Origin of the sequence: Micromonospora fulviviridis, assembly GCF_014648395.1 — a bacterium.
GTDB lineage: Bacteria > Actinomycetota > Actinomycetes > Mycobacteriales > Micromonosporaceae > Micromonospora > Micromonospora fulviviridis.
Genome location: NZ_BMRA01000026.1, coordinates 1 through 11561 on the forward strand (window position 1 = coordinate 1; position 11561 = coordinate 11561).

At 73.0% G+C, this 11561-nt stretch carries 11 protein-coding genes; 7 read left to right on the plus strand and 4 right to left on the minus strand.

Features of this window, described 5'->3' with window-relative positions; translation table 11 throughout:
• The first annotated feature begins 611 nt into the window (after positions 1 to 611).
• Positions 612 to 908 carry a DUF1540 domain-containing protein gene (locus IEY96_RS32270; protein ID WP_091318783.1) on the plus strand — a complete coding sequence of 99 codons (297 nt, stop codon included), beginning with the start codon at positions 612 to 614 and terminating at the stop codon, positions 906 to 908.
• 102 nt (positions 909 to 1010) lie between these two features.
• Here the strand turns inward: IEY96_RS32270 and IEY96_RS32275 are convergent, their stop codons facing one another.
• Complete coding sequence (locus tag IEY96_RS32275) at positions 1011 to 3017, minus strand: ethylmalonyl-CoA mutase (protein ID WP_189198578.1); 2007 nt, start codon at positions 3015 to 3017, stop codon at positions 1011 to 1013.
• Between the two features lie 151 nt (positions 3018 to 3168).
• On the opposite strand from IEY96_RS32275, the gene IEY96_RS32280 reads away from it, so the two are divergent.
• Positions 3169 to 4014, plus strand: coding sequence for an ABC transporter ATP-binding protein (locus tag IEY96_RS32280; RefSeq protein ID WP_189198579.1), 846 nt, complete (start codon positions 3169 to 3171; stop codon positions 4012 to 4014).
• Positions 4014 to 4859 carry an ABC transporter permease gene (locus tag IEY96_RS32285; RefSeq protein WP_189198580.1) on the plus strand — a complete coding sequence of 282 codons (846 nt, stop codon included), beginning with the start codon at positions 4014 to 4016 and terminating at the stop codon, positions 4857 to 4859. Before IEY96_RS32280 ends, IEY96_RS32285 begins: the two co-directional genes overlap by 1 nt.
• A 24-nt stretch (positions 4860 to 4883) precedes the next feature.
• On the opposite strand, the gene IEY96_RS32290 is transcribed toward IEY96_RS32285, so the two are convergent.
• Complete coding sequence (locus IEY96_RS32290; protein WP_189198581.1) at positions 4884 to 5837, minus strand: ArsR/SmtB family transcription factor; 954 nt, start codon at positions 5835 to 5837, stop codon at positions 4884 to 4886.
• 58 nt (positions 5838 to 5895) lie between these two features.
• Here IEY96_RS32290 and IEY96_RS32295 point away from each other — a divergent pair, with 58 nt between their 5' ends.
• Together IEY96_RS32295 and IEY96_RS32300 are read left to right on the plus strand one after the other, a co-directional pair.
• Positions 5896 to 7137: an MFS transporter gene (locus IEY96_RS32295; RefSeq protein ID WP_189198582.1), complete on the plus strand. Its 1242-nt coding sequence runs from the start codon at positions 5896 to 5898 to the stop codon at positions 7135 to 7137.
• A gap of 92 nt (positions 7138 to 7229) precedes the next feature.
• The gene (locus IEY96_RS32300) at positions 7230 to 8042 is read left to right on the plus strand and encodes an alpha/beta hydrolase (protein WP_189198583.1); all 813 of its coding nucleotides are present in this window, start codon (positions 7230 to 7232) and stop codon (positions 8040 to 8042) included.
• A 40-nt stretch (positions 8043 to 8082) separates the two neighbouring features.
• Here IEY96_RS32300 and IEY96_RS32305 read toward each other — a convergent pair whose 3' ends face one another.
• Positions 8083 to 8931 (minus strand): 3-hydroxyacyl-CoA dehydrogenase family protein, encoded by an 849-nt coding sequence (locus tag IEY96_RS32305; protein WP_189198584.1) that lies wholly within the window; start codon positions 8929 to 8931, stop codon positions 8083 to 8085.
• A 77-nt stretch (positions 8932 to 9008) separates the two neighbouring features.
• Positions 9009 to 10448 (minus strand): UDP-N-acetylglucosamine 1-carboxyvinyltransferase, encoded by a 1440-nt coding sequence (gene murA / locus IEY96_RS32310; protein WP_189198585.1) that lies wholly within the window; start codon positions 10446 to 10448, stop codon positions 9009 to 9011.
• On the opposite strand from murA, the gene IEY96_RS32315 reads away from it, so the two are divergent.
• On the plus strand, positions 10447 to 11019 hold the full coding sequence (locus IEY96_RS32315) for a cob(I)yrinic acid a,c-diamide adenosyltransferase (protein ID WP_091318767.1): 573 nt from the start codon (positions 10447 to 10449) through the stop codon (positions 11017 to 11019). The two genes, murA and IEY96_RS32315, sit on opposite strands and share 2 nt — an antisense overlap.
• Entirely contained in the window at positions 10995 to 11414 is a 420-nt protein-coding gene (locus IEY96_RS32320) for a VOC family protein (RefSeq protein ID WP_189198586.1), read from the plus strand. Before IEY96_RS32315 ends, IEY96_RS32320 begins: the two co-directional genes overlap by 25 nt.
• The last annotated feature ends 147 nt before the right edge of the window (positions 11415 to 11561 follow it).

The window sequence follows — 11561 nt, forward strand, 5'->3', positions numbered from 1 at the left end:
CATCGTGTTCATGGGAAAGCTCCATTCGGGGGTCGGCGCACACACAAGCCGATGGGGGTCGGCGGGATCGGTGTGCGCAAGCACCGTCAGGCGCTCAAAAAGTCTTGGGGGGATCATCCGGTGCGCGGGGCAGAGCCTCTTCGTCGCGCCGGGACCATGTACAACGACCGGCGGCCCACCATCATTCCGGGCCCGACCACCCCGCCTCGCGGGGCGTCCTCCTCGGCCGTTCACCCGGATACAACGACCCCGGCCCGCCCCCGATTCCGCCACCCGGATGCCGCCGATCACACTCGCTAAACGGACAATCCGCCCAGGTCGCGCAGGCGTCGCCGAACCGCATGCCCGATCTTGGACAGTTACCGTTCGTCTCGAACGGTAACTGTCCAAGATTCGCGAACGCCCCCTCCGCTCTGCCGCCACGGACGCGACACCCCAGCCCCGACGGCGTTGCGTGGGAGGCTGCAGAGCAAGACGTGGTTGCGCAGGCGGGCGGCGGTGCGGACGGCCAGGAGGGGGCACTCGACAGCGTGACCCCCGGGTGGATCGGCGGGTCGAAGACCGGACGAATGCCTACATTTGTGGCTGACGTCCAGAGGAGGGCCGGAGAGATGACCGCGTCGATGGAGATGCCCCGGGTCCAGGAGTGCGCCGTCAGGTCCTGCGCCTACAACCACACCAACGACTGCCACGCCTTCGCCATCACGATCGGCAGCAGCGACCACGCGCACTGCCACACCTTCATCGAAATGCCGGTGCGCGGCGGCGTCGAGCAGACGCTCGCCCAGGTGGGCGCCTGCCAGCGGGCGGACTGCCGGCACAACTCCGACCTGGAGTGTCACGCCCCGGCGATCACCGTCGGCCCGGACATGGACCTGGCGGACTGCCAGACCTACGCCAGCCGCTGACCGGGGTCGAGCCCGCCTGCGACAGGCCCGACGCCACCGGTCCGGACGGACATCGGGGCGCCCGGCCCGGTGGCCGCGCGGGAAGTGCGGGCGAGGCCGGTCTCAGGACAGGCCGTTGGACTCCCGGATGACGGTGACCAGGTCGTCGATGATGCCGGTCAGCGCGAAGTCCTTCGGCGTGAACACCCGGGCCACCCCGGCGGCCCGGAGCGCGTCCGCGTCGACGGCCGGGATGATGCCGCCGACCACCACGGGCAGGTCGGCCCGCCCGGCGGCGCGCAGCCCGTCCAGCACGGCCGGCACCGCGGCCAGGTGCGAGCCGGAGAGCACCGAGAGGCCGACCAGGTCGACGTCCTCCTCCACGGCGGCCGCCACGATCTGCCCGGCGGTCAGCCGGATGCCCTGGTAGACCACCTCGAAGCCGGCGTCGCGGGCGCGTACCGCGATCTGCTCGGCGCCGTTGGAGTGGCCGTCCAGGCCGGGCTTGCCGACGAGCAGCCGCAGCCGGCCGCTGCCCAGCTCACGGGCGGTGGCGGCGACCCGCTCCCGCACCGCGCCCAGGCTGGCGTCGCCGCCCGCGCCGGCCGCGCCGGCCAGGCCGGTGGGCGCCCGGTACTCGCCGAAGACCTGGCGCAGCGCGCCGGCCCACTCGCCGGTGGTCACCCCGGCCCGCACGCACTCCAACGTCGCCGGCATCAGGTTCGTCGTGGTCGCGGCGTCCGCGCGCAGCCGGGCGAGTGCCGCGTCCACGGCGGCCGCGTCCCGGTCGGCCCGCCACTCGCGTACGGCGGTGGTGGCGGCCGCCTCGACGGCGGGGTCCACCTGCTCGATGGCCTCGGCGCCGGCCGCGGTCAGCGGCGACGGCTCGGTCTCGGTGAACCGGTTGACGCCCACCACCACGTCGGTGCCGGCCTCCATCCGCCGGCGCCGGTCGGCCAGCGAGGCGACCAGGGCGCTCTTCAGGTAGCCGGTCTCCACGGCGGCCACCACGCCGCCCATCTCCAGCACCTTCTCCAGCTCGACCCGGGCCCCGGTGACGATGTCGTCGACCAGCGCGGTCATCACGTGCGAGCCGTCGAACAGGTCCGGGTACTCGAGCAGGTCCGACTCGTACGCCAGCACCTGCTGCATGCGCAGCGACCACTGCTGGTCCCAGGGGCGGGGCAGGCCGAGCGCCTCGTTCCAGGCGGGCAGTTGCACGGCCCGGGCCCGGGCGTCCCGGGACAGGGTGACGCCGAGCATCTCCAGCACGATGCGCTGGATGTTGTTCTCCGGCTGCGCCTCGGTGAGGCCCAGCGAGTTGACCTGGACGCCGTACCGGAAGCGGCGCTGCTTCGGGTTCTCGACGCCGTACCGGTCGCGGGTGATCTCGTCCCAGAGCGCGCCGAACGCGCGCATCTTGGCGATCTCCTCGACGAAGCGTACCCCGGCGTTGACGAAGAAGGAGATCCGCTGGACCACGTCGCCCATCCGCTCGGCGGGCACCTGGCCGGAGTCGCGGACCTCGTCGAGCACGGCGACCGCGGTCGCCAGGGCGAAACCGACCTCCTGCACCGGCGTCGCGCCGGCCTCCTGGAGGTGGTACGAGCAGATGTTGACCGGGTTCCACTTCGGCATCTCGCGCAGCGTGTACGCGATGATGTCGGCGGTCAGCCGCAGCGACGCCGCCGGCGGGAAGATGTACGTCCCGCGGGACAGGTACTCCTTGATGATGTCGTTCTGCGTGGTGCCGGCGCAGCGGGCCAGCTCGGCGCCCTGCTCGGCGGCGACCGTGCCGTAGAGGCCCAGCAGCCACATGGCCGGCGCGTTGATGGTCATCGAGGTGTTCATCTCGGCGAGCGGGATGCCGTCGAAGAGGGCCCGCATGTCGCCGAGGTGCGCCACGGGCACGCCCACCCGGCCCACCTCGCCGGCGGCCAGCTCGTGGTCCGGGTCGTAGCCGGTCTGGGTGGGCAGGTCGAAGGCGACCGAGAGCCCGGTCTGCCCCTTCGCCAGGTTGCGGCGGAAGAGCGCGTTGGTGGCCGTGGCGGAGGAGTGCCCGGCGTAGGTGCGCATCACCCAGGGCCGGTCGCGCTCGGGCAGCCGCCCCGAAGGAGCCTTCTCGTCCATGGCCGGAGTTTAAGTTACCGTTCAGTAAAACGGGCTGTGGAAAACCACACAGGTCCATGGAGCGGACCGACGGGCACGAGCGGCGCGACATGGCCGACACCACCACACCCCGGGCCGCCGGCCGCCCCGCCGGAGTCGCACACTGGACGTCATGGATGACGAGCTCGCGATCTCCGTACGGGGACTGCGCAAGGCGTACGGCGACACCGTCGCGGTGGCGGGGGTGGACCTCGACGTCCACCGCGGCGAGGTGTTCGCCCTGCTCGGCCCGAACGGCGCGGGCAAGACCACCACGGTGGAGATTCTGGAGGGCTACCGGCGGCGCGACGCCGGCGAGGTACGCGTGCTGGGCGCCGACCCGGCCCACCCGGACCCGGCCTGGCGCTCCCGCGTCGGCATCGTGCTCCAGGGCACCGGCGAGTTCGACGAGCTGACCGTCGCCGAGGTGGTCCGGCACTTCGCCGGCTTCTACCCCGACAGCGACGACCCGGACAAGGTGGTCGAGCGAGTCGGGCTGGGCGCCAAGGCCAGGGCGCGCACGCACACCCTCTCCGGCGGGCAGAAGCGCCGGCTGGACGTGGCGCTGGGCATCGTCGGCCGCCCCGAGCTGCTCTTCCTCGACGAGCCCACCACGGGCTTCGACCCGGAGGCCCGGCGCGAGTTCTGGGAGCTGATCCGCGACCTCTCCGCCGCCGGCACCACCATCGTGCTCACCACCCACTACCTCGACGAGGCCGAGGCCCTGGCGGACCGGGTCGGCGTGATCGCCGCGGGCCGGCTGGTCGAGGTGGCCCCGCCGACCCGGCTGGGCAACCGGCAGGAGGCGCTGGCGACGGTCTCCTGGCGTACCCCGGACGGGACGCCGGAGACGGCGGAGACCGCGACGCCGACGGCGCTGGTGGCGGAGCTGGCCGCGCGCTTCGGCGGCGAGGTTCCCGGCCTCACCGTGACCCGGCCGACCCTGGAAGACGTCTACCTGCGGATGATCGGACACTGATGACGACCACGACGAAGCCGGCCGCCCCGGTCGCCGCCGCCCCGGGCCGCCGGCCGGGCGGGGCCGCGCTCGCCCTGCGGCAGGGGCGGCTGGAGATCACCCAGTTCCTGCGTTCCCGGGAGTCCGTCGTCTTCACGATGGGCTTCCCGGTCATCATGATCCTGATCTTCGCGGCGATCTTCAGCGACGAGATCGCCCCGGGCGTCAGCTACACGCAGTACTTCATCACCGGCATGATCGCGACCGGCCTCATGACGGTGAGCTTCCAGAACCTCGGCATCTGGATCCCGATCGAGCGGGACCGGGGCGTGCTCAAGCGCTACCGGGGCACCCCGATGCCGAAGTGGGTCTGGTTCGCCGGCAAGGTGCTCATGGTGGTGGCCATCGGCATCGCCGAGACCGTGCTGCTGCTCGCCGTGTCGGTGGCGCTGTTCGACCTGAAGCTGCCCGACACCGCCGCCAAGTGGGCCACCTTCGGCTGGGTCGCCGTCCTGGGCGTCACCGCCTGCACCCTCTGCGGCATCGCCATCTCCTCGCTGGCCCGCACCGCCCGCAGCGGCTCGGCCGTGGTCACCCCGGTCGCCCTGGTCCTCCAGTTCATCTCCGGGGTGTTCTTCGTCTTCACCAGCCTGCCGAGCTGGATGCAGCAGGTCGCCGCGCTCTTCCCGCTCAAGTGGATGTGCCAGGGGCTGCGCTCGGTCTTCCTGCCGGACAGCTTCGGCGCGCAGGAACCGGGCGGCTCGTTCGAGCTGGGCCGCGTCGCCCTCGTCCTCGGCCTCTGGTGCGTGATCGGCCTGGTGCTCTGCCTGACCACCTTCCGCTGGACCACCAAGCGCGACGGCTGACGCGCGGCGCCCCACGGGCCTCGTTCACCCGCCGTCGACGAGCGCGGCGCCGAGCGGCGTACGCCAGTAGAGCACCTCGCGCCCGGACCGCCGTTTGCTGACCGCGCCCGCGTCGAGCAGCACCCGCAGGTGATCGCTCACCGTGCCGAGGGACAGCCCGGTCACCACCACGAGCTGCGAGGTGCTCAGTGGCGCGTCCAGCCGGGCCAGGATGTCGGCCCGGTTCACGCCGATCAGCCGGGCGAGACCGTCGGGTGCCGGTGAGGTGGGGTCGACCAGGATCCCGCGCGCCGGATAGACCATCCCGAACCGGGTCGGCAGGTCCCAGACCACCCAGCCGCGACGGCAGTGGGCCGGCAGGAAGACCAGTTGCTCGGCCTGGTCCAGTGACAGCGGCGGTTCCGGATAGTCGTTGACCTGGAGGCGGCCGTCGCCCAGCCACCGCACGTTGCGGTTGATGTCCGCCAGCACCCCGGCCCAGCCGCTCGTGCTCAGGGCGGCGGTGCGGGCCACGATGTCCGCCCGCAGCCGGCCTTCCCGCTCCGGCCACTCGGGCTCGACGGTGTGCGTCCAGACCCATTGGAGAAGCTCCACCACCTGCCCGGTGAGCCCGTCCGCCCGCAGCTCGGCGGCGAGCGGACCCGGGTGGGTCGCGCGCAGGTCGGCCCGGATCCGCTCGTCGGACAACCGCTCGACGGCCGCCAGCTCGGTCGCGAACGTCGGGTCCGCGGAGGTGGGCGCGATGGTGAGGAAGTCCGCGATCCACCGCAGGTTGAACGACGCCGACAGCAGCGCCCGGGCCGCCGGCCGGGCGGCCAGCATCCGCCGGAACGCCTCGACGTGGGGTCGTCGCCATGCCTGCTCCCACGGGACATGCGGATGGCGCAGCGCCTTCAGCGCCGCGACCGTCTCGACCATCGGCGAGACCGTGAACCGGCTCCGCGCGACCAGGTCGGACGGCACCTGCCAGACGCCCACGTTTCGCCTCCAGACGTAACTCTATGGGATCGGCCGGGAGCCTACGGACCATGCCCGGGTGAGAACCTACGCAGAACTGTTCGCGGTACGGGAGTTCCGCAACCTGTTCCTCGCGAACTGCGCCGGGATCGCGGCGCACACGACGTCGGCGCTGGCCCTGGGCGCGTTGACCTACGCATCGACCGGCTCGGCCCTGCTCACCGCACTGAGCATGTTCGGCGCACCGCTGGCGGGAGTGCTCGGCAGCCTGACGCTGCTGTCCGCCGCGGACAGCGTGCCACCCCGCCGGGCGCTGACCCTCGCCGCCCTGGTCGCCACCGCCGGAGCGGCGCTGCAGGCCGTGCCCGGGCTGCCGCTGTGGGCCCGCTTCGCGGTCATCTTCGCCACCGCGTACGTCGGGTCGGTCGCCGGCGGCGCCCGGTGGGCGCTGCTCACCGACATCGTGCCGGTCGACGCCTACGTACTGGCCCGGGCCACCATGAACACCAGCGTCGGCGTCATGCAGATCGCCGGGTTCGGGCTGGCCGGCGTCCTGCTCGTCTGGCTGAGCCCGTACCAGGTGTTCCTGCTCGCCCTCGCCCTGCGAGCGGTGTCCGCGGCGGTGGGCTGGTTCGGGCTCGCCGAGCGTCCGGCCCGGGCCACCGAGCGGGTCACGGTCGCGCGCACCCACCGCGTCAACCGGGCTCTCTGGGCCGACCCCGGTCGCCGGTCGCTTCTCCTGAACCTCTGGCTGCCCGGCGGCCTGATCGTCGGGTGCGAGGCACTGTTCGTCCCGTACGCCGGTGATCGCGCCGGCTTCCTGCTCTCCGCCGCCGCGCTCGGCATGCTGATCGGGGACGTGGTGGTGGGACGGTTCCTGACGCCGGCCCGCCGCGAGCAGTGGGTGCACCCGCTGCGGCTGCTGCTCGCCCTGCCGTACCTGGCCATCCTCCTGTCACCTCCGCTGCCGGTTGCCATGGCCGTCGCGCTGATCGCGTCGGTCGGCTACGCCGCCACCCTGCCGTTGCAGGAGCGGCTGATCGCCCACTCACCGCCCGAGGCCCGTGGCCAGGTGCTCGGCCTGCACGGCAACGGCATGCTGGCTGCGCAGGCGGTGTGCGCCGCGCTCGCGGGGGCCGCCGCGGACCTCGTTGCGCCATCTCGTGCCGTCGCGTTGTTGGCCGCGGCAGCGCTGGTCGCCACCGTCGCGCTCACCCCCGGCCTACGGCGGACGGCGCCCGGACCCGTCCCGGTGCCCGGCGCGGGCGGTGGCAACGCCGGCGAGCGGACCAGGTCGGGGCCGGTCACGACCGCGCCGTGAACGACGGCTGACGGCGCACGGAAGGCCCCCTGTCCACCCCTCGGTTGGAGCAGGCGGGCCTTCCTCACACCCCGGGTGGCACACTCGCCGGCATGGCTCACATGCTGACCCGGCGCACCGTGCTGGGCGCCGCTGCCGGGCTGGCCGGCGCCGCGGTGGTCGGAGGGCTCGCCGCCCGGCAACTGGCCGAGCCCCGGCCCGGGCCGGCGCCCGCCGTGCCCGACGCGCCGGCCGGGGACGAGCGCCTGATCCGCATCCGGTCCGGGGCCCGCGACCGCGAGGTGGATTTCTGGACGGCCGTGCCGGAGGGGTACGGCGACGGCCGCGGCCTGCCCGTCTGCCTGGTGCTGCACGGCGCCTCGGCCACACCCCGGGACTACGCCCGGCTCGGGCTGGCCCGGTTCCTCACCGACGCGGTACGCCGCGGCGCCCCACCCTTCGCGCTGGCCGGGGCCACCGGTGGCCGGCTCTCCTGGCGCCGCTCCGGCGACGACGACCCGCAGCGGATGGTCCGCGAGGAGCTGCCCACCTGGTGCGCCCGGCGCGGCTTCGACAGTGGCCGGCTCGCCGCCTGGGGCTGGTCGATGGGCGGGTTCGGGGCGCTGCTGCTCGCCGAGGCGTACCCGGGTTGGCTGCGCGCGGTGGCCGCCTTCTCCCCCGCGGTCCGCCCGGGCGACGCGGTCTTCACCGGCGTGGACCGGCTGCGCGGCACCCCGGTCGGCCTCTGGTGCGGCCGGCAGGACAACTTCCTCAAGGACGTCCGCGCGCTGGCCCGGGCGCTGCCCGAGCCCCCGGCACGCGCCGCCTGGGCCGACGGCCGGCACAACTTCGCCTACTGGGGCACCGTCATCCCCGACGCGTTCGCCCTGCTCGGCGCCGCCCTCACCCCGCCCCGGAAAACGTGACGCCCCCGGCCGCCACGGCCGGGGGCGCGCCACGCACGACTCAGTACGCGTAGAAGCCCTGGCCGGTCTTGCGGCCCAGGTCGCCGGCGGTGGCCATCCGCTGGAGCAGCTCCGGCGGGAAGAACTTCTCGTCGGCGGTGTCGGTGTAGATGTTCCTGGTGGCGTTGAGCAGCACGTCCACGCCGGTCAGGTCGACCGTGGCCAGCGGGCCCATGGCGTGGCCGAAGCCCAGCTTGCAGGCGGTGTCCAGGTCCTCGGCGGAGATCACGCCGGCCTCGACCAGCTTGACCGCCTCCATGGCGAGGGCGCAGATCAGCCGGGTGGTGACGAAGCCGGCGATGTCCCGGTTGACCACCACGACGGTCTTGCCGATCTCCTCGGCGAACGCCTTGGCCGTGGCCAGGGCCGCGTCGCTGGTCTTGTAGCCGCGGACCAGCTCGCAGAGCTTCATCATGGGCACCGGCGAGAAGAAGTGGGTGCCGACGACCGACTCCGGGCGCTCGGTGGCGGTGGCGATCTGGGTGACCGGGATGGCCGAGGTGTTGGTGGCCAGCACCGCGTCCGACTTGCAGATCTTGTCCAGCGCGCGGAACACCTCGTGCTTGATCTCGATCTTCTCGAAGACCGCCTCGACCACGATGTCCGCGTCGGCCGCCGCCTCCAGCTCGGTGGTCGGGGTGATCCGGGCCAGGGTCGCCTCGACCTCGGACTCCTCGATCTTCCCCTTCTCGGCGAACTTCTGAAGCGACTTCCGGATGCCGTCGACGCCCCGCTTGGTGGCCGCGTCGTCCAGGTCGCGCAGCGTCACCTGCCAGCCCGCCTGCGCCGCCACCTGGGCGATGCCCGAGCCCATCAACCCGGCACCGACGACCGCGAGTCGACCCGCCATCTGCTTCTCCCTCGCTGCGAATGAGTGTCTGCCAGCACCCTAATCCGCGAGGCTGAACGACTGCTAAGGGCGGTCCCTCAGATGGCGAGGTCCGGTTCGTCGGGCGCGGTGCCGCGTTCCACCTCGACGCCGAGGGCCCGCAGGTCGGCCACGAAGTCCGGATAGCCGCGGTCGACGTGGTGCACGTGGGAGACCTCGGTGACCCCGTCCGCGCAGAGCCCGGCGATGATCAGGCCGGCGCCGGCCCGGATGTCGGTGGCGCGTACCGGGGCGCCGGAGAGGCGCTCGTGCCCGCAGACCAGGGCGTGGTGGCCGTCGGTCTTGATGTCCGCGCCCAGCCGCATCATCTCGTTGGCGAACATGAACCGGCCGTCGAAGATGTTCTCGGTGATCAGCGATGCCCCGTCGCTGACCGCGGCCAGCCCGATCGCCATCGGCAGCAGGTCGGTGGCGAAGCCCGGAAAGGGCAGGGTGACCACGTCGACGGCCTTCGGCCGGTCGTCCATGCGTACCCGGAAGGCGCCGCCCCGGGTCTCCACCAGCCCGCCGGCCGAGACCAGCTTGTCCAGCGCGACCTCCAGGTAGGCCGGGTCGACGCCGGTCACGGTCACGTCGCCGCGGGTCATGGCGGCGGCGAACGCCCACGTCCCGGCGACGATCCGGTCCCCCACCGTGGCGTGCCGGACCGGGCGCAGCTCGGGCACCCCGGTGATGTGCAGGGTCGACGTGCCGGCCCCCTCGATCCGGGCGCCCATCCGGTTCAGCATGGTGCAGATGTCGACGATCTCCGGCTCCCGGGCCGCGTTGTCGATCGTCGTGGTGCCCCGGGCCAGCACCGCCGCCATCACCAGGTTCTCGGTGGCGCCGACGCTCGGGAAGTCCAGCAGGATGTCCGCGCCGTGCAGCCCGTCCGGGGCCTCGGCGATGACGAAGCCATGCTCGCCGGAGATCTCCGCGCCCATCCGGGCGAGCCCGGCGATGTGCATGTCCAGGCCGCGGGAGCCGATCGCGTCCCCGCCGGGGTGGGCCACCCGCACGTACCCCCGGCGGGCCAGCAGCGGCCCGAGCACGCAGATCGACGCGCGCAGCCGGCGGACCAGGTCGTAGTCGGCCTCCGCGCCCGGCTGCTCCGGCACGTCGATCACCACCGACCGGGACCGTTCCACCCCGCCGCGAGCCACCATCGGGTCGACCGGGTCGTCGGCGGCGAAGCGTACGGCGCAGCCGAGCCGGCGCAGCACCTCCCCCATGATGGCGATGTCGGTGATCCGGGGAACGTTGGTGATCACGCTGCGCCCCGGGGCGAGCAGCGCCGCCGCCATCAGCTTCAACGCCGAGTTCTTCGCACCGACCACGTGCACGGTGCCGGCCAGCCGGGCCTCACCGAGCACCCGGATGACGTCGACGTCGTTGACCGCCGGGTCACCGGCGTCGCCCGGCCCCACCCCGACCGGCCAGGCGGCGCGGGCCGGCCGCGCCGGGATCGTCAGGTCCGGTATCCGTAGGCTGTGCGTCATGGCCGTCCACCTCACGCGCATCTACACCAAGGCCGGCGACGCCGGCATGACCAGGCTGAGCAACAACGAGCAGGTGCCGAAGACCGATCCGCGGATCGCCGCGTACGCGGACGTGGACGAGTGCAACGCCGCCATCGGCGTCGCGCTCGCCCTGGGGCAGCTCCCCGACGAGCTGCGGGCGGTGCTGGGGTCGATCCAGAACGACATGTTCGACGTCGGCGCGGACCTGGCGACCCCCGTGGAGCCGGACCCGAAGTACCCGCCGCTGCGGGTCACCGAGGAGTACGTCGAGCGCCTCGAGGGCTGGTGCGACGAGTACAACGCGCGCCTGAGCAAGCTCGACTCCTTCATCCTCCCCGGCGGCACCGCTGGCGCGGCGCTGCTGCACGTGGCACGGACGACCGCCCGGCGCGCCGAGCGTGCGGCGTGGGCGCTGGTCGCCCACGACCCGGACCGGACCAGCACCCTCCCGGCAAAGTATCTCAACCGGCTCTCCGATCTGCTCTTTATCCTGTCAAGAACGGCAAATCCGGATGGCGATGTGCTATGGGTGCCGGGCGGCAAGCGCTGACCGTCGGCGCGCTGCACCATGTGGAGGTCTGGGTACCCGATCTCGCCGCTGCCAGGCGTAGTTGGGGCTGGCTCCTCGGCGAGCTGGGCTGGACGCCGTACCAGGACTGGCCGGCCGGCCGGTCCTGGCGGCTCGGCCCGACGTACCTGGTTCTGGAGGAATCCCCCGCGCTGAGCGGGCACGCGCACGACCGGCGCGCGCCGGGCCTCAACCACCTGGCCTTCCACGCCGGCCCGCCGGCCGCCGTGGACCGGCTGGTCGCCGCCGCGCCCGGGCACGGCTGGGAACTGCTCTTCCCGGACCGGCACCCACACGCCGGCGGTCCGCAGACCTACGCCGCCTACCTCTCCGACACCCAGGGGTACGAGGTCGAGCTGGTCGCCGATCTTGACTGACCGGTCCCGGAGCTCCCGAGACGCCGCTGGCCGGCACCCCGTTGTTCGGGGTGCCGGCCAGCGTTTGGCTCAGCTGTTCCAGTGCTGGGCGACGATGTCGGCGGCCTGCTGCTCCCACTGCGCGTACGCATCCGGGTAGGCCGACAC